Source organism: Streptomyces sp. NRRL S-31 (assembly GCF_000718775.1).
Classification (GTDB): domain Bacteria; phylum Actinomycetota; class Actinomycetes; order Streptomycetales; family Streptomycetaceae; genus Streptomyces.
In genome coordinates, this window is the sequence record NZ_JOCB01000002.1 from 155,499 (window position 1) to 172,488 (window position 16,990).

Sequence of the window (16,990 nt, forward strand, 5' to 3'; positions counted from 1 at the left end):
GGGCCGCGCCCCATGGCCATCGACCTCCGTCACCGCTTCGCCGTGCCGCCGCCCGGCTCGCGGGCCCTCAGGAGCCTCCTGGTCCGCCTGCGGCTGTGGCTGTCGGCCCGGCTCTGGGCGCTGCGCGTGGCCCCGGCCCGCCGCCGGCTGCGCGCCGCCGTCCCGGGCCTGCGCCGGGTGGGCCGCGGACCGGTGCGGCTGTACGGGCGTACGGTCGCCCGGTACACCGCGGCGGAGGCCGCCGCCGCCGACCTGGAGCAGGTCTGCGCGCTGCTGGAGGCGGCCGGGGTGCCGTACTTCCTGGTGCCCGCCGAGCCGGGGCCCGAGGTGGGGCCGCCGGTGGTCGGGGTGGTGGAGTCCCACCGTGCCGCGGTCCTCGACCGGGCCGGGCGGCACTTCGCCCGGGGCGCCGGGTTCGTGGGTGCGGTGGGCGCGGACGGCGCCGTGACGCGGGCGGTGCTGTGGGCCGACGGGAAGCTGCCGCGGGCGGTGCGCGGGGCGCCGGTGCTGCGGACCGGGGTGGTGCGGCTGGGGCCGCGCGGGCAGGTGCTCGGCGGGCTGGAGACGGGCTGCGACATCGAGTTCTGGCGCCACGGCCGGGACCTGGGCGCGGACCCCGCGTACCTGACCGTGCCGGGCACCCGGCTCGGCGACGACTTCGGCCCGTCCCTGGTCGCCCCGCGCCGCAACGCCGTCTCGGAGGTCCTGCCGGCGACTGCCTGGCAGCCGGGCGTGGTGGCCGCACGGCCGGGCACCACGGATGGGCAGCCGGACACTCCGGCGGCCCGGGCCGACGTGACGGACAGGCGGCCGGGCACCCTGACGGCGCACGCGGACATGGCGGCGGACATGGCGGATGGGCGGTGGCCGGGCGCGGTGGCCGCGCAGAGCGGCGTGGCACCGGGGCGGTGGCTGAGCGCGCTGCCCGCGCAGCAGCCGGCCACGCCGGCCACGCCGGCAGGGCGGCACCCGGTCGTGGCCGCCGGGCAGCCGGCCGCCCCGGCGCCGGGAGCGCGGCGCGAGGTGCCGACGTTCGCGGCGTTCGCCGAGCCCGGCATCGGCCAGGTGTGCTTCCCCGTCGACGCGGTGTACACCTGGGTCGACGGGGACGACCCGGTGATGGCCGTGAAGCGCCGGGCCCACCAGGCGCTCTCCGACAACGCCATCGCCGCGCGCGAGACCGGCGCCTCCCGCTACACCAGCCACGACGAGCTGAGGTACGCGCTGCGGTCGCTGGAGATGTACGCCGGTTTCATCCGGCACGTCTACCTCGTGACCGACTCCCAGACACCGTCCTGGCTCGACCCGGACACGCCGGGGCTGACCGTGGTCGACCACCGGGACATCCTCCCGGCCGCCGCGCTGCCCGTCTTCAACTCGCACGCGATAGAGAGCCGGCTGCACCACATACCGGGCCTCTCCGAGCACTACCTCTACTTCAACGACGACGTCTTCATGAACCGCCCGGTGCGGGCCGAGCACTTCTTCCACGGCAACGGCATCGCCCGCATCCCGCTCTCCCCGCTCAAGCTCGGGGTCGGCGCCCCGCACCCGCTGGAGCCGGCACCGAACTCCGCCGGGAAGAACGCCCGTGAGGTGATCCGGCGCTTCCACGGCAGGTACGTCACCCACAAGTCGCTGCACACCCCGCACCCCCAGCTGCTGTCGGTCATGCGGGAGATGGAGAGCCTCGGCATCGAGGAGCTGGAGCGGACGGCGTACTCGCGCTTCCGGTCCACCTCCGACGTCGCCCCGGCGTCCACGCTCCACCACCACTGGGCGATCGCGACCGGCCGGGCGGTCCCGGCCGACTACCGCTTCCGCTACGTCCAGTTGGGCACGCCGGACATGCGGCGGCGGCTGGCGCGGCTCGCGGCCGGTGAGGACGTGGACTTCTTCTGCCTGAACGACGTGGACACCAGCCCGGAGGAACGGGCCGCGGCGCGGACGGACATCCACGGCTTCCTGGAACGGAAGTACCCGTTCCCGAGCCGCTTCGAGCGTGCGGCCGGAGGCGCCCCGTACCCGGCGGCACCGCGCGAGGTGTCCCGGCGCCGGACGCGCCGCGGCTCGATTGACGCGACCTGTTAATCGGGTGGCGGCGCCGAGGCCCCCGCTCGTAACTTGTGGCTGCCGTCCGAGCCGCTTACCACCGTGGGGGATCCCTGATGTCACCAGCCCGTGTGAGACGTGCCGTCCACGAATCCGTCTCCGGGCTCCCCCGCGCCTTCTGGTGGCTGTGGGCCAGCACCCTGGTCAACCGGCTCGGCGCCTTCGTGGCCACGTTCATGGCCCTGTACCTCACCCTCGACCGCGGTTACTCCGCCTCGTACGCCGGTCTCGTCGCCTCCCTGCACGGGCTGGGCGGGGTGCTGTCCTCGCTGGGCGGCGGGGTGATGGCCGACCGGTTCGGCCGGCGGCCCACGCTGCTCATCGCCCAGCTCGGCACCGCCGCCTCCGTCGCGGTGCTCGGCTTCGTGACCGACCCGGTCGCCATCGCCGCCGTCGCCTTCGTCGTCGGCGTGGCCTCCAACGCCTCCCGGCCGGCCGTGCAGGCGATGATGGCCGACATCGTCCGACCCGAGGACCGGGTGCGCGCCTTCTCCCTCAACTACTGGGCCATCAATCTCGGCTTCGCCGTCTCCTCCATGGCGGCCGGGTTCATCGCCGAGGTCAGCTACCGCGCCGGGTTCCTGCTCGAGGCCGGGATGACCCTGGCCTGCGCCGTCGTCGTCTTCGCCAGGCTGCCGGAGTCCCGGCCCACGGCCACGGCACGGCAGGCGGAGGCGCACGTCGGCCTCGGCACGGTGCTGCGGGACGGGCGTTACATGGCCGTCGTGGGGCTGTCCTTCCTGGTCGCGCTGGTCTTCCAGCAGGGTTCGGTCGGACTGCCGGTGGCCATGGGGCGGGCCGGTTTCTCCCCCGCCGACTACGGCCTGGCCATCGCCGTCAACGGCATCCTGATCGTCGCCCTCCAGATCCCGGTCACCAGGTTCATCGAGCACCGCGACCCGCGCACCCTGCTGGTCGCCTCCTCGCTGCTCGCCGGGTACGGCTTCGGGCTCACCGTCTTCGCCGGATCGGTCGGGGTCTTCATGCTGACCGTGTGCGTGTGGACCCTCGCCGAGATCGTCAACGCCCCGACCCAGACCAGCCTGGTCGTCACCCTCTCCCCGGTCCACGGCCGCGGGCGCTACCAGGGCGTGTACACCATGTCCTGGTCCCTCGCCGCCCTGGTCGCGCCCCTGATGTCGGGCGCGGTCATCGACCACCTCGGCGCGGACTGGCTGTGGGCCGTGTGCGCGGTGGTCGGGACGGTCGCCGGCCTCGGCTACGGCCTGGTCATGCGCCGGCTGCCGCAGGAGCGGCCGGCCCCGGCCACGGCGGTGACGGACGCGGCGGCCGAGGTGCGGGCGGCCTGACCGGGCGGCCCGGCCGGCTGGTCCGACGGAACGGGCTGGTCCGACGGGCTGGTCCGAGCGGGCGGCTCGGCCATGCCGCCTGACCGTGCGGTCCGACCGGTGCGGCTTGCGCGACCGCGGCACGGACGGATGTGACCCGAGTCACTTCCGCCCGTGTCACATTTCCCCGGCCGCCGCCGTCAGTGAGGTGACAGCAGCCGCAACCACCCCGGAGCAGACCATGGACGCTCGGCTCGACCTCCACGCCAACCCCCTCGCCGGGAAGCTGTACAAGCACCTCAGCGCCGCCGGCAAGGTGATCACGGAGTCCACACTGCCGACCACCACGCAGGAGCTGGTGAAGCTGCGTGCCAGCCAGATCAACGGGTGCGGGTTCTGCACCGACATGCACGCCAAGGACGCCCTCGCCGCCGGGGAGAGCCAGACGCGGCTCAACCTGGTCGCCGTCTGGCGCGAGGCCACCGTGTTCACCGAGGCCGAGCGGGCCGCGCTGGAGCTGACCGAACAGGGCACCCGGATCGCCGACGCGGCCGGCGGGGTCAGCGACGAGGTCTGGGCGAACGCCGCCGGGCACTACGACGAGGACCAGCTCACCGCCCTGGTCGCCCTGATCGCCGTGATCAACGCCTACAACCGCGCGAACGTCATCGTGCGGCAGCCCGCCGGCGACTACGTGCCCGGCATGTTCGGCTGACGACCGGCCCACTCGCCCGACCGGCCCGCCAGGGGTGTGAACCGGACGGAAGCCGCCCGTCCGCCGATCACCCCTGGTTAGCCTCCCCCCATGGATGACACCCGGAAAGCACAGGAACCAGCACAGGAACCAGAGACTCCTCGCGAGGCATCCACCCCCGCCCGCACGCTGCCGCTCCGGCGGATCTCGGCCATCGTGGCGGGCGCGGCCGCACTGGCCGCCCTCGGCGTCGGCGTGGCGCTCGCGGCGCCCTCGGCCGACCGTCCCCGCCCCGGGCACGCCGTCGCGGACACCGTCCCGCCGGACACGGACACCGGGGGCACGTCCGGTTCAGGCGTGTCCGGCTCCTCCGACGGCAGTACGTCCGACGGGAGTACGTCCGGCTCCGGCGACTCCGACGGGAGCGCGTCCGACGGTGGCGGGGACTCCGGCGTCGTCGCCGGGTCCGGCAGCACCGGGGGCCTCGTCGACGGCGGCACCGACGCGGGCACCGACGGCGGCGCCGAGCCCAGCCCGAGTGACTCCGGACCCACGGACGACCCCACCGGGTCCGTCGACCTCGAGCAGCTGAACCGGCGCATCACGGAGCTGGACAGGAAGGTCGACCAGCTGCCGACCAAGAAGGAACTGGCCGACGCCCTGCGGGCGTTCGCCGACGAACTCGACCACGGCGGCGCGAGCGGGAAGCCCCTGCCCGACCCGTCCTGACCCCGCGGCAGCACCGCCCCGGCCCGGCGGCCGGCTCCCGGTCGGTCCGCCGGGCGGCCCCGGTGAGTCCGCGGGTCAGTCCGCCGGGCGGTCGATCAGGTGCTTGAAGGCGTCCAGGTTGCGCGTGGACTCCCCGCGCGCGACCCGCCACGCGTACTCCTTGCGGATCGAGGAGGCGAAGCCCAGCTCCAGCAGGGTGTTGAAGGCGCCGTCGGCGGCCTCCAGGACCTGGCCGAGGAGGCCGTCCAGCACGTCGGCGGAGACGGCGGCGAGGGGCAGGCGCGCGGTGACGTAGACGTCGCCGAGGCGGTCCACGGCGTAACTCACGCCGTACAGCTTGAGGTTGCGCTCCAGCAGCCAGCGGTGCACGCCCGCCTCGTTCTCGTCGGGATGACGGATGACGAAGGCGTTCAGCGACAGGGAGTGCCGGCCGACGCGGAAGGAGACCGTGGTGGACAGCTTGCGGGTACCGGGCAGCGTGACCACGTAGGTGCCGGACTCGGGGCTCTCCCACTCCAGTTCGGCGTCCCGCAGGACGTCCTCCAGGACCTTTCCCGCCTTCTCGACATCACCCATGGTGGGAGCGTACGTGACGGCGGTGGGACTGGGTCGCGGCCGTGTAGACGTCGGCGGTGGCGGCGGCGGCCGCGTCCCAGCCGAAGGACTGGGCGTGCCGGGCGGCGGCGGCCCCCATGCGCGCGGAGAGGTCCGGCTCGTCGGCGAAGCGGCGCAGCACGCGCGCGTAGTCGGCCGGATCGTGCCCCTGGACGAGGAAACCGGTCTCGCCGTCCCGCACGGCGACCGGCAGCCCCCCGACCGAGGCCGCGATCACGGGCGTCCCGGCGGCCTGCGCCTCTATGGCCACCAGGCCGAAGGACTCGCTGTACGACGGCATGACCAGGACGGACGCGGCCCGGAACCAGTCCGCCAGCTGCTCCTGCCCGACCGGCGGCCGGAACCGCACGACGTCCGCGATGCCCAGCCGGGCCGCGAGCTTCTGGAGCCCCTCCGGTTTGGCGAGGCCGCTGCCGCTGGGTCCGCCGACGACCGGGACGAGGATGCGGGAGCGCAGCTCGGGGTGCTCGTCCAGCAGGACGGCGACGGCCCGCAGCAGCACGTCCGGCGCCTTCAGCGGCTGTATCCGGCCGGCGAAGAGCGGGATCAGGGCGCCCTGTGGCAGCCCGAGGCGGGCGCGGGCCGCGGCACGGGCGTCGGCCGCGGTGACATCCCGGGCGTCGCCGCGCGGGACGGGGCGGAAGCGCTCCAGGTTCACGCCGGGGTGGACGACGGCGACCTTGCCCGGGTCGGCCGCGTAGTGCCGGACCAGTTCGCCGGCCTCCTCGGCGGTGTTGGCGATGAGCCGGTCGGCGGCGGTCACGATCTGGGTCTCGCCGATGACCCGGGCGGCGGGCTCGGGGGTGTCGCCGTCGGCCAGACTGGCGTTCTTGACCTTGGCCATCGTGTGCATGGCGTGCACCAGGGGCACGCCCCAGCGCTGGGCGGCGAGCCAGCCGACGTGGCCGGAGAGCCAGTAGTGGGAGTGGACGAGGTCGTAGTGACCGGGGCGGTGCCCGGCCCACGCCTGCATCACACCGTGCGTGAAGGCGCACAGCTGGGCCGGGAGGTCCTCCTTGGCCAGGCCCTCGTAGGGACCGGCGTCGACGTGCCGGACGAGGACGCCCGGGGCCAGCTCGACGGCGGGGGGCAGGCCGCCGGCCGTGGCCCGGGTGAAGATCTCGACCTCGATGTTGATCTCGGCCAGTCGCTGCGCCAGTTCCACGATGTAGACGTTCATGCCGCCGGCGTCGCCGGTGCCGGGCTGGTGGAGCGGAGAGGTGTGCACGGAGAGCATGGCGACCCGCCGGGGCCTGCGATGGAGCCGCAGCCGCGGGGCGGCCGACGGAGAGCGTCGCCCGAGCCTGCTGACGTACTGGCTCACGTGGCGGTCCTCCTTGCTACGGCATGCCTGCGGAGGCGCGGCGAGTCCTCCGAAGGACTCCAACAGCGAGCGAGTGCCCTGCCATTTCCCGATCAAGCGGCTTTGCCGAATCATTACCCGGTATCGCTCATGCGTTCGATTCCCGGCGAGGCGGGTGTCCTCCCCGCTTACCCTCGTACGCATGAGAGCCCGCACAGCGCCCCTCCCCCGCCCCCGGCTCCGCCCGTCCGGGGGGAGCGCTGTCGTGGGAACGGTGACGCGCGGGACGACCAACCCCAACCGGCTGCGCCGGATGGACCGCTGGATCGCGGCCACGCACGGCGCCGAGCTGCGGCGGGCGGACGATCCGGTCGCCGTCGACCTGGGGTACGGCGCCGCGCCCTGGACCGCCGTGGAACTGCTGGCCCGGCTCCGCGCGGCGACCCCCCGCGCCCGTGTGGTGGGCATCGAGATCGAGCCGGAACGGGTGGCGGCGGCGCGGCCGTACGAGCGGGAGGGGCTCACCTTCCGGCACGGCGGCTTCGAGGTGCCGGTCCCCGGCCGCCCGGTCCTGATCCGGGCCGCCAACGTGCTGCGCCAGTACGACGAGCCGGAGGTCGCCGCGGTGTGGGAGCGGCTCCGCGCCCGGCTCGCCCCGGCGGGCGGCGGCTCGCGCGGCGGACTGCTGGTGGAGGGCACCTGCGACGAGATCGGCCGTCGGCACGTCTGGGTGGCGCTCGGCCCCGAAGGACCCCGCACGGTCACCTTCGCCACCCGGCTGGGCTCCCTGGACCGCCCCTCCGACCTCGCCGAGCGCCTGCCGAAGGCGCTGATCCACCGCAACGTCCCGGGCGAGCCGGTGCACGCCTTCCTCCGCGACTTCGACCGTGCCTGGGCCGCCGCCGCCCCCTACGCCTCCTACGGCGCCCGGCAGCGCTGGATCCGCGCGGTGCGGGAGCTGACGGCGGACTGGCCGGTGACGGACTCCCCGGCGCGTTGGCGGCAGGGCGAAGTCACCGTCGCCTGGGAGGCGTTGGCACCGGCACGCTGACCGCCGGTGCCCGCCGGGCGGGCCACGCCCGGGACGGGAACCTCCCGCGCGCTTCATCCGTCACACCGAAGGGGTGATCGCCGCACCCGGCGGTCGCGCACCCGGCGGTCGCGCACCCGGTGATCGCCGTACCCGGCGGTCGTCGCATCCGGTGGCCGACGGACGCATCCGGTTTCCGGTGCCCTCTGTCGCTTTGCGCGCGGCCGTGGCACGATCCCCCCGACGTCCGTAAGTTACTGACGGTAAATCAGGTGGGGGGAACCAGGTATGGGTTCGGGCAAGCGCGGCATGCTCACGGCCGCTCTCACCGTGGTGTGCGCGGTGACCGTCCTCGCGGCGCCGGGCACGGCGTTCGCGGCCCCCGTCCCCACACCCGCGTCACCGGCACCCCCCGCGCCCGCTTCGACTCCCGCGCCGAACAAGGGCCTTGAGGAGATCCGCGAGAAGCTCGACCGGCTCTATCACGACGCGGAAGTCGCCACCGACGCCTACAACGCGGCCGAGGAGAAGACGAAGGAGCAGTCCGCCGAGATCGTGGCGCTGGCGAAGCGGATCGACCAGGGGCAGCAGCGGCTGGACGGGCTCAAGGAGCGGGCGGGCGCGGCGGCCCGGGACCAGTACCGCACCGGTGGCCTCTCGGACACCACCCGGTTCCTGCTCAGCGACGACCCGGGCCGTTTCCTGGACGGCGCCGGCCGGGTGCTCCAGGGCCAGCGGGCGGCGACCAGGCTGATGAGCGAAATGGCCCGCACCCAGAAGGAGTTGCGGCAGTACGCCGACGACGCCTCCGCCCGGTGGAAGAAACTGGAGACCCACCGCAAGGCCAAGGCCGCCGCCAAGAAGAAGATCGAGGAGCAGATCGACGCGGCCGAGAAGCTCCAGTCGCGGCTGGAGAAGAAGGAGAAGGAACGGCTCGCGCAGCTGGAGCGGGAGGCCGCCGACAAGGCGCAGACGGCCTGGCTGAACACCGGTGTCCTCAAGAACGCCGGGGACAGGGACACCGGGGAGAAGACCACCGGGGGCAAGGCCACCACGCTGGGCGAGAAGGCCGTGAAGTACGCCACCGCGCAGCTCGGCAAGCCGTACGTGTGGGGCGCCGAGGGCCCGGACTCCTTCGACTGCTCGGGCCTGACCTCCCAGGCCTGGGCGGCGGCCGGCCACGCCGTCCCGCGCACCTCGCAGGAGCAGTGGAGGCAGCTCAGGCACGTCGACGTCAAGGACATGCGCCCCGGCGACCTCGTCGTCTACTTCGACGACGCCAGCCACGTCGCGCTGTACATCGGCGACGGCGCGATCATCCACGCCCCGAGGCCCGGGCGCACGGTGACGATCGCGGGCGCCGGCACGATGCCGATCCTGGGCGTCGTACGGCCGGACGCCTGACGGCCGCCGCATCGGAACGTCCCAAGCCGCACCGGACCGCCACGGGCCGCCCCGGACCACCGTGGACCGCCCCGGACCGCCGTGGGTTCCGGCCGCGCGCCCGGTGACGCGCGCCATGTGACCCACTCCACGCCAATCCCCGCCCAAACCACCGCCGGACGTGAGCTTCGTCATCCCCCGCGCACCGCCACCGTGTCCAACTGCGGTGCGGCAAGCGGCACATGACAGCGGCGGGCCCCGGAGCGACGCGGCTCACACCATTCCGCCGGGGCGGTCCCAGCCGCTATGGTCCCGGTCGGTGGCTCGAGACCCCTCGACGCCGCCGTGCCCTCGGGGGGAGGGAAGGAACCCAAGACGATGCCCGTACCCGTACCGCGGCAGAGAGCGATCCCGGCCGTGGAGAGTGGTCAGGCGCAGGCCGCCCACACCGTCGGCGGCCCCCTCAAGGAAGAGGCCCACCGCGACGCCACGGCCGCGCACGGCACCGGCGCCACTCTCACCCTGCTGCTGATCGAGGACGACCCGGCCGGCTCGCCGATCGTGCCCGACCTGCTGGACCCGGCGGGCAAGCCGATGCGCGTGCGCACCGCCCGCAACCTCACCGAGGCCGAGCGGCTGCTCACCGACGACGTCCACTGCATCCTGCTGGACCTGGCGCTCCCCGCGCCGGGCGGCGGCGAGGCCGACGACGAGCTGGCCGTGCTCAAGCACGTCCTCCGGCTCGCGCCCCGGCACGCCGTGCTCGCGCTGACCGCCTCCGGCGACGCCGAGCGCGGCACCGAGGCGGTGCGCGTGGGCGCGCAGGACTACCTGTTCCGGGACGAGCTGGACGGCCGGCTGCTCAGCCGCGCCATCCGCTACGCCGTGGAGCGCAAGCGGTCCGACACGGCCGAGCGGCGGCTCGCCGAGGGCCGGCTGCGCGCGCAGGAGAACCGCCGGCTGGAGCGCGGGCTGCTGCCCACCCCGCTGCTGGACGGCTCCGCGCTGCGGTTCGCCGCCCGCTACCGCCCCGGCCGCTCCCGGGCGCTGCTCGGCGGCGACTTCTACGACGCCGTCCGCACCCCGGACGGCACCGTGCACGCCATGATCGGTGACGTCTGCGGGCACGGTCCGGACGAGGCCGCGCTCGGCGTGGAGCTGCGCATCGCCTGGCGGGCGCTGACCCTGGCCGGGCTGTGCGGGGACGAGTTGCTGAACACCCTCCAGCAGGTGCTGGAGCACGAGCGCGCCGACGAGGAGATCTTCGCGACGCTGTGCACGGTGGACATCGCCCCCGACGGCCGCCGCGCGGGCCTGTGCCTGGCCGGGCATCCGGCCCCGCTGGTCGCCCGCCCCGGCCGGCCGCCGCGGCTGCTGCCGTACGACAACAACGGCCCGGCCCTCGGTCTGCTGCCCGGCGCCCGCTGGCCCCGGATGCAGGTGGAGCTGGGCGCCGAGTGGAGTCTGATGCTCTACACCGACGGCCTGATCGAGGGCCGGGTCGGCGCGGACGGGGAGCGGCTGGGGCAGGACGGCATGGTGGAGATGATCCACCGGCAGCTGTCCGAGGGGCTGCGCGGGGAGGAGCTGCTGCGGGCGGCGGTGCACGAGGTGCGCGAGCTGAACGGCGGCGAGCTGACGGACGACGTCGCGGTGGTGCTGCTGGACCGGACGGCGTAGAGCCCACCGCTCACCGCCACCGGCCACCGGCCACCGGCCACCGGCCACCGGCCACCGGCCCATCGTGGCCGACCACCGGACCGTCGCGGTCGGTCGCCGGCCCATCGCACCCGGCCGCCCGGTCACCCACGCCCTCGGGGGACGCGCGGACGCGGGACGCGGGGGGTGCCTCAGCGGCCCCCGTTGTACGGCCCGTACGGACCGTCGCTGCTGCTGCCCCGGCGGCGCCCCCAGCCGCCCCGGCCGCCCCGGCCGCCGCCGACCTGCTGGAGCGCGGGGCGTACGTCCACCAGGTACACGATGCACGCCACCGCGCCGGCGATCGGCAGGATGGACAACAGCGAGAACAGATAGCTGACCACGAGCGCGATGCCGAGGATGATCAGCCAGAAGACCTTGTTCTGCTTGTCGGCCGCGCGGAAGGCGTCCTCGCGCCGGAACGCGGCGTCGAACAGCCCCAACGCGGCCAGGGCCATCAGGATGATCTTCAAGATCCCCATGAACCCCGCGAAGCCCAACATCAGCATGCTGCCCACCGCCCGTTGATTCCCGACGCCTGCTACGCCGCCACCGTACCCACAGAACGGGCCGGACACCCCCAAGGTGCCCGGCCCGCGTCGGTATCGCCGCTCACGCTCACTCGGCCGACGGCGCGGCCTTCTTCGCGGGGGTGGCCTTGCGGGCGGCCGGCGCCTTCTTCGCCGCGGGCTTCTTCTCCACGGCGGGCTCGGTCCTCGCCCCGGCCGGCTTCGACTCGTCGCCGTTGACCACGACCGGCTCGGGCCGCGCGGCGACCGGCTCGGGCTTGCCCTCGACGACGATCGCCAGGTCCTCGATCTCCTCGGCGGCCTCGCCGCGCCAGGTCTTCACGGCCTGCTCGCCGTGCTCGGCGACCTTCTCGTAGGTCTCGCGGGCCTTGACGGCGTACTCGGCGGCGACGCCGACGCCGCGCAGGGCGAGGTCCTGGGCGGTCTCGCCGAGCTTCTTCAGGTCGACGTCGAGGCTGCCGATGAACCCGTTGACCTTGGTCTGGAGGGTCTCCTGCGCCTCCTTGGCACGGGCGGCGGCCTTCTCCTGGACAGCCTTCGGGTCGGTGTTGCGCACGGCCTCGATGCGGGCCGGGGCCTCGGCGCGCAGCTGCTCGACCAGGGCGGGCACCTTCTTGGCCTGCTGAAGCGCCAGGTCGGCGGTGCCGGCCGCGAAGTAGAGCGGGGTCGGGTCGCTCAGGGTCTTGCGCAGATCGTCGGTGATGGCCATGGTGGGTGTCCTCCCGGATCGGATTCGCGTCTGGCTGGGTCGATGTGGTCCGCGGCGGGCGTCCGAGCCCTGGTCCGGCGTTATCCGGCCGTCCGCCGCGGACCGGCGTCCGTGTCACTTCCCATGGCACCGCCCGCACCGGCCGTACGGCTGCCGCCGCCGGTCCCCGGGTCGGCCGTCCCGTCCCCCGCGCCCCCGGCCGGTTCGCCGGTCCCGAATCCGTTCTCCTTGCGGAAGGACTCGTAGATCTGGAGCAGCACCTGCTTCTGCCGCTCGTTGAGCGAGGGATCGGCGAGGATGACGGCGCGCGTCTCCACCTCGTCCCGGTCCCGCTCGGCGTCGAGGATGCCGGCGCGGACGTACAGCGTCTCCGCGGAGATGCGCAGGGCCTTGGCGACCTGCTGGAGCACCTCCGCGCTGGGCTTGCGCAGCCCGCGCTCGATCTGGCTCAGGTACGGGTTGGACACCCCGGCGGCGTCGGCGAGCTGCCGCAGCGAGAGCTGGGCGTGCCGCCGCTGCTCGCGCAGGTACTCACCGAGATTGCCGACGTTCAGCGATGCCATGTGTCCACCTTGCCCCACCCTCGCTAACAATTGCAAGCACCCGCTTGCAAGAGTGTGTCACGCCGGACGGCCCGCTCCGCGTGAGCCCGGCTTCAGCGCGTGACGATGCAGAAGGGGTGCCCGGCCGGATCGGTGAGGACCCGCGCCCTGTCCCCGTGCGGCTGGTGATCCGGCTTGCCGGCACCCAGCGCCAGCAGCCGGGCCTCGGCCTCGTCCAGGCCGTCCGCGACCTTGAAGCAGAGGTGGAGCTGTTGGGGAACGGCCTGGTCGGGCCAGCTCGGAGCCCGGTGGTCCGCGACCCGCTGGAAGCCGATGAAGAGTCCGTCCGCACGGGTGAGACCGGCGAAGTCGGCGTCCGACTTCGGGTGCGGTTCGAAGCCGGTGGCCTGCTGGTAGAACGCCGCCAGGGCCGGCGGATCAGGGCAGTCGAGGGTGATCGCGACCAATTCCAGCTGTGGGGACATGAGACCTCCGAGCCGATCAGTGGACTTCCGCGCCCGCCATGGAGGCGGCCGTGGATCATTCTCACCGGGGCGGGACAGCGGGAATGCCGTGATCTTCAAGGGAGTTGGGCTTCTGCGACAGCACCGGTCAGGGGAGGACTTCTCGTGCGCGCCGTACGGATCGATCGCTTCGGAGGCCCCGACGTCCTCGACGTCGTCGACACGCCCGAGCCCGTGCCGGGCACCGGGGAGGTGCTGATCCGGACCGTCGCGACCAGCATCAACCCCGTCGACGACAAGACGCGGGCCGGGGCCATCGGCGACGGCGCACCGCCGCCGCCGATGACGCTCGGCTGGGACCTGGCCGGCATCGTGGTCGACGGCGGCGGCAGCGGACTGCGTGCCGGGGAGCGCGTCGTCGCCATGTCCCACCAGCTGGAATCCGGCCGGGGCACCTGGGCCGACCTGGTCGCGCTCCCGGCACACGCGGTCGCCGCCGCCCCGCGCTCGGTCAGCCTGCCGGAGGCCGCCACCCTGCCGCTTCCCGGACTGACCGCCTGGCAGACGCTGGACTGGCTTCAGGTGCGGGCCGGGGAGCGGCTGCTGATCGCCGGTGCCGCCGGAGCGGTCGGCGGGCTGGCGCTCCAGATCGCCCGTGCGCGCGGCGTGCGGGTCGACGCCCTCGTCTCCCGCGACACCCAGGCCGCCTTCGCCCGCGAGCACGGCGCCGGTCTCGTCACCACCGACCCCCGCGCCCTCCCGGACGGCGCCTACGCCGCGGTCTTCGACACCTTCGGGGCGTTCGTGACCGGCGCGGTGGCGGACGGCGGCCGGTACGCGTCGATCGCCACCCAGGCGGGTCCCGTGCCCGACCTGTCCTCCCGCGGCGTGCGCACCACCGTCCACCAGGTGCGGGAGGACGGCGCCGCGCTGGACGGACTCACCCGGCTCGTCGACGGCGGCTCCGTGCGGCCGCGGCTGCACGCCGCCTTCGGCCTCGGGGAGATCCGGGCCGCGCACGCGCGCTTCCACCGGGGCGGTCTGACCGGGAAGATCGCCGTCGTCCTCTGACCTCCGGGGACCGCGGCGGCCGGGTCCGGAGCGGGTTCGGACCCGGCCGCGAAACCGGTCAGGAATCGAGAAGCGGCCGGCGGGCGGGCGCGGCTAGCGTGTCGATGGCCCGACGGACGGAGAGACGATGAGCACGACCACGAGGACGGCGACCACGGGGGCGGCGCCGGGGGGCACGCCGCACGCCGCCGACAGTCACGAGCTGATCCGGGTGCACGGCGCGCGCGAGAACAACCTCAGGGACGTCAGCGTGGAGATCCCCAAGCGCCGGCTCACGGTGTTCACGGGTGTCTCCGGCTCGGGCAAGAGCTCGCTGGTGTTCGACACGATCGCCGCGGAGTCGCAGCGGCTGATCAACGAGACGTACAGCGCGTTCGTCCAGGGCTTCATGCCCACGCTGGCGCGGCCCGACGTCGACGTGCTCGACGGGCTGACCACCGCGATCATCGTCGACCAGCGGCGGATGGGCGCCGACCCGCGCTCCACGGTCGGCACCGCCACCGACGCCCACGCGATGCTGCGCATCCTGTTCAGCCGGCTCGGCACCCCGCACATCGGCTCCCCCAAGGCGTTCTCCTTCAACGTCGCCTCGATCAGCGGGGCGGGCGCGGTCACCGTGGAGCGGGGCGGGAGGACGGTGAAGGAGCGCCGCGCGTTCAGCGTCACCGGCGGCATGTGCCCGCGCTGCGAGGGCCGCGGCTCGGTGACCGACATCGACCTGGAGCAGCTCTACGACGCGGACAAGTCGCTCGGCGACGGCGCGCTGACCGTCCCCGGCTACAAGCCGGGCGGCTGGAACCACCGCCTCTACGCCGAGTCCGGCCTCTTCCCCGCGGACCGGCCGGTGCGCACGTTCACCAAGCGGCAGCTGGACGACTTCCTGTACCGCGAGCCGACCCGGATGAAGATCGCGGGCATCAACATGACCTACGAGGGTCTGGTGCCGCGGATCCGGAAGTCGATGCTCGCCAAGGACCGGGAGGCGATGCAGCCGCACATCCGGGAGTTCGTGGACCGGGCGGTCACCTTCACGACCTGTCCGGACTGCGCCGGCACCCGGCTCGGCGCGGCGGCCCGCTCCTCGAAGATCGACGGGATCAGCATCGCCGACGCCTGCGCGATGCAGATCAGCGACCTGGCCGAGTGGGTCCGCGCGCTGGACGAACCGTCCGTGGCGCCGCTGCTCGCCTCGCTGCGCGGCACGCTCGACGCCTTCGTGGAGATCGGCCTCGGCTACCTCTCCCTGGACCGGCCCGCGGGCACCCTCTCCGGCGGCGAGGCGCAGCGCACCAGGATGATCCGCCACCTCGGCTCCTCGCTGACCGATGTGACGTACGTCTTCGACGAGCCGACCACCGGTCTGCACCCGCACGACGTCCGGCGGATGAACGACCTGCTGTTGCGGCTGCGGGACAAGGGCAACACGGTGCTCGTGGTGGAGCACAAGCCGGAGGTCATCGCGATCGCCGACCACGTGGTGGACCTCGGCCCGGGCGCGGGCGCGGCGGGCGGTGCCGTCTGCTTCGAGGGCACGGTCGCCGCTCTGCGCGCGAGCGGCACGCTGACCGGCCGCCACCTGGACGACCGGGCCGCCCTGAGGAAGACGGTCCGCGAGCCCGTCGGCGCCCTGGAGATCCGGGGTGCCGGGACCCACAACCTGCGCGGCGTCGACGTGGACATCCCGCTCGGGGTGCTGGTCGTCGTCACCGGGGTGGCCGGCTCCGGGAAGAGCTCGCTGGTGCACGGGTCGATCCCGGCCGGCGAGGGGGTGGTCTCGGTCGACCAGACGCCGATCCGCGGTTCGCGCCGCAGCAACCCGGCGACGTACACCGGGCTGCTGGAGCCGGTCCGCAAGGCGTTCGCCAAGGCCAACGGGGTGAAGCCGGCGCTGTTCAGCCCCAACTCCGAGGGCGCCTGCCCCGGCTGCGACGGCGCCGGAGTCGTCTACACCGACCTCGCGGTGATGGCGGGTGTCGCCACCACCTGCGAGGAGTGCGAGGGCCGCCGGTTCGACGCCTCGGTGCTGGAGTACCGCCTGGGCGGCCGGGACATCAGCGAGGTGCTGGCGATGCCGGTGACGGAGGCGGCGGAGTTCTTCGGCGCCGGGGACGCCCGCACCCCGGCCGCCCACCGCGTCCTGCGCGACCTGGCCGACGTCGGCCTCGGCTACCTCACCCTCGGCCAGCCGCTGACCACCCTCTCCGGCGGTGAGCGGCAGCGGCTGAAGCTGGCCACGCACATGGCCGACAAGGGCGGTGTCTACGTCCTGGACGAGCCCACCACCGGTCTGCACCCGGCCGACGTGGAACAGCTCCTCGGACTGCTCGACCGGCTGGTCGACGCCGGCAAGTCGGTGATCGTCGTCGAACACCACCAGGCGGTCATGGCGCACGCGGACTGGATCATCGACCTCGGTCCCGGCGCCGGCCATGACGGCGGCCGGATCGTCTTCGAGGGCACCCCCGCCGACCTGGTGGCGGCCCGCTCGACCGTCACCGGCGAGCACCTGGCGGAGTACGTGGGCGGCTGAGGGCGGACGGCCGCCGCCCCTCAGAACGGCAGCGGCCGGGGGTGGACCACGTCGAGGCGGGAGACCGCGCGGGTCAGGACGACGTACAGCCGGTGCGCGCCCCGCTCCTCCGCCTCCGCCACGGCGGCCGGTTCGACGGCGAGGACGTGGTCGTACTCCAGGCCCTTGGCCTCGCTCGCGGCGACGACGGTCAGCCGGGCGCCGGGCGCCTCGGGCCCGGCCGGGTCGAGGCCGGGCCCGGCGCGCCGCCCGCACCCGGCCGGCGTCCGCGCCGGCCGCCCCCTCCCCGCC

Annotated in this window: 15 protein-coding genes and 1 pseudogene; 9 read left to right on the forward strand and 7 right to left on the reverse strand. The window is 74.1% G+C overall.

Translation table 11 applies throughout. From position 1 onward, the window contains the following. Positions 1–12: 12 nt before the first annotated feature. The 4 genes from IF37_RS45440 to IF37_RS0101760 all read left to right on the forward strand — a co-directional run bounded on the left by IF37_RS45440 (position 13) and on the right by IF37_RS0101760 (position 4,824). On the forward strand, positions 13–2,091 hold the full coding sequence (locus tag IF37_RS45440) for a stealth family protein (RefSeq protein ID WP_253915601.1): 2,079 nt from the start codon (positions 13–15) through the stop codon (positions 2,089–2,091). Between the two features lie 77 nt (positions 2,092–2,168). Beyond that, positions 2,169–3,422: an MFS transporter gene (locus IF37_RS0101750; RefSeq protein WP_037855388.1), complete on the forward strand. Its 1,254-nt coding sequence runs from the start codon at positions 2,169–2,171 to the stop codon at positions 3,420–3,422. Between the two features lie 220 nt (positions 3,423–3,642). Then, positions 3,643–4,116 carry a carboxymuconolactone decarboxylase family protein gene (locus IF37_RS0101755; RefSeq protein WP_030734937.1) on the forward strand — a complete coding sequence of 158 codons (474 nt, stop codon included), beginning with the start codon at positions 3,643–3,645 and terminating at the stop codon, positions 4,114–4,116. Between the two features lie 90 nt (positions 4,117–4,206). Beyond that, entirely contained in the window at positions 4,207–4,824 is a 618-nt protein-coding gene (locus IF37_RS0101760; protein ID WP_253915602.1) for a hypothetical protein, read from the forward strand. A gap of 75 nt (positions 4,825–4,899) precedes the next feature. On the opposite strand, the gene IF37_RS0101765 is transcribed toward IF37_RS0101760, so the two are convergent. Continuing rightward, positions 4,900–5,400: a YbjN domain-containing protein gene (locus tag IF37_RS0101765; RefSeq protein WP_030734944.1), complete on the reverse strand. Its 501-nt coding sequence runs from the start codon at positions 5,398–5,400 to the stop codon at positions 4,900–4,902. Next, complete coding sequence (gene mshA, locus IF37_RS0101770; RefSeq protein WP_030734947.1) at positions 5,393–6,763, reverse strand: D-inositol-3-phosphate glycosyltransferase; 1,371 nt, start codon at positions 6,761–6,763, stop codon at positions 5,393–5,395. Before mshA ends, IF37_RS0101765 begins: the two co-directional genes overlap by 8 nt. 244 nt (positions 6,764–7,007) lie before the next feature. Here mshA and IF37_RS0101775 point away from each other — a divergent pair, with 244 nt between their 5' ends. The 3 genes from IF37_RS0101775 to IF37_RS0101785 all read left to right on the forward strand — a co-directional run bounded on the left by IF37_RS0101775 (position 7,008) and on the right by IF37_RS0101785 (position 10,835). Further along, positions 7,008–7,793, forward strand: coding sequence for a class I SAM-dependent methyltransferase (locus IF37_RS0101775; protein WP_030734951.1), 786 nt, complete (start codon positions 7,008–7,010; stop codon positions 7,791–7,793). A gap of 267 nt (positions 7,794–8,060) precedes the next feature. After that, positions 8,061–9,176 carry a C40 family peptidase gene (locus tag IF37_RS0101780; protein WP_030734954.1) on the forward strand — a complete coding sequence of 372 codons (1,116 nt, stop codon included), beginning with the start codon at positions 8,061–8,063 and terminating at the stop codon, positions 9,174–9,176. A 357-nt stretch (positions 9,177–9,533) separates the two neighbouring features. Next, positions 9,534–10,835 (forward strand): PP2C family protein-serine/threonine phosphatase, encoded by a 1,302-nt coding sequence (locus tag IF37_RS0101785; protein WP_030734957.1) that lies wholly within the window; start codon positions 9,534–9,536, stop codon positions 10,833–10,835. Between the two features lie 170 nt (positions 10,836–11,005). On the opposite strand, the gene IF37_RS0101790 is transcribed toward IF37_RS0101785, so the two are convergent. The 4 genes from IF37_RS0101790 to IF37_RS0101805 all read right to left on the reverse strand — a co-directional run bounded on the left by IF37_RS0101790 (position 11,006) and on the right by IF37_RS0101805 (position 13,119). Further along, positions 11,006–11,371 carry a DUF2516 family protein gene (locus IF37_RS0101790; RefSeq protein WP_037855389.1) on the reverse strand — a complete coding sequence of 122 codons (366 nt, stop codon included), beginning with the start codon at positions 11,369–11,371 and terminating at the stop codon, positions 11,006–11,008. Positions 11,372–11,471: 100 nt separating this feature from the next. After that, positions 11,472–12,092, reverse strand: a complete 621-nt coding sequence (locus IF37_RS0101795; RefSeq protein ID WP_030734962.1) for a hypothetical protein — start codon at positions 12,090–12,092, stop codon at positions 11,472–11,474. Positions 12,093–12,172: 80 nt separating this feature from the next. Then, positions 12,173–12,655: a helix-turn-helix domain-containing protein gene (locus IF37_RS0101800; protein ID WP_030734965.1), complete on the reverse strand. Its 483-nt coding sequence runs from the start codon at positions 12,653–12,655 to the stop codon at positions 12,173–12,175. Between the two features lie 92 nt (positions 12,656–12,747). Then, the gene (locus tag IF37_RS0101805; RefSeq protein WP_030734967.1) at positions 12,748–13,119 is read right to left on the reverse strand and encodes a VOC family protein; all 372 of its coding nucleotides are present in this window, start codon (positions 13,117–13,119) and stop codon (positions 12,748–12,750) included. Between the two features lie 144 nt (positions 13,120–13,263). On the opposite strand from IF37_RS0101805, the gene IF37_RS0101810 reads away from it, so the two are divergent. Both IF37_RS0101810 and IF37_RS0101815 read left to right on the forward strand, forming a co-directional pair. After that, positions 13,264–14,169: an NADP-dependent oxidoreductase gene (locus IF37_RS0101810; protein WP_030734973.1), complete on the forward strand. Its 906-nt coding sequence runs from the start codon at positions 13,264–13,266 to the stop codon at positions 14,167–14,169. Between the two features lie 127 nt (positions 14,170–14,296). Then, positions 14,297–16,699 carry an excinuclease ABC subunit UvrA gene (locus tag IF37_RS0101815; RefSeq protein WP_030734976.1) on the forward strand — a complete coding sequence of 801 codons (2,403 nt, stop codon included), beginning with the start codon at positions 14,297–14,299 and terminating at the stop codon, positions 16,697–16,699. Between the two features lie 20 nt (positions 16,700–16,719). On the opposite strand, the pseudogene IF37_RS0101820 reads toward IF37_RS0101815, so the two are convergent. After that, a pseudogene (locus IF37_RS0101820) lies at positions 16,720–16,990 on the reverse strand (ATP-binding domain-containing protein); the annotation flags it as partial.

Coding starts and splice junctions, on each gene's coding strand:
- IF37_RS45440 (WP_253915601.1), top strand. CDS start 13: ATGGCCATCGACCTCCGTCACCGCTTCGCCGTGCCGCCGCCCGGCTCG.
- IF37_RS0101750 (WP_037855388.1), top strand. CDS start 2,169: ATGTCACCAGCCCGTGTGAGACGTGCCGTCCACGAATCCGTCTCCGGG.
- IF37_RS0101755 (WP_030734937.1), top strand. CDS start 3,643: ATGGACGCTCGGCTCGACCTCCACGCCAACCCCCTCGCCGGGAAGCTG.
- IF37_RS0101760 (WP_253915602.1), top strand. CDS start 4,207: ATGGATGACACCCGGAAAGCACAGGAACCAGCACAGGAACCAGAGACT.
- IF37_RS0101765 (WP_030734944.1), bottom strand. CDS start 5,400: ATGGGTGATGTCGAGAAGGCGGGAAAGGTCCTGGAGGACGTCCTGCGG.
- IF37_RS0101780 (WP_030734954.1), top strand. CDS start 8,061: ATGGGTTCGGGCAAGCGCGGCATGCTCACGGCCGCTCTCACCGTGGTG.
- IF37_RS0101785 (WP_030734957.1), top strand. CDS start 9,534: ATGCCCGTACCCGTACCGCGGCAGAGAGCGATCCCGGCCGTGGAGAGT.
- IF37_RS0101795 (WP_030734962.1), bottom strand. CDS start 12,092: ATGGCCATCACCGACGATCTGCGCAAGACCCTGAGCGACCCGACCCCG.
- IF37_RS0101800 (WP_030734965.1), bottom strand. CDS start 12,655: ATGGCATCGCTGAACGTCGGCAATCTCGGTGAGTACCTGCGCGAGCAG.
- IF37_RS0101805 (WP_030734967.1), bottom strand. CDS start 13,119: ATGTCCCCACAGCTGGAATTGGTCGCGATCACCCTCGACTGCCCTGAT.
- IF37_RS0101815 (WP_030734976.1), top strand. CDS start 14,297: ATGAGCACGACCACGAGGACGGCGACCACGGGGGCGGCGCCGGGGGGC.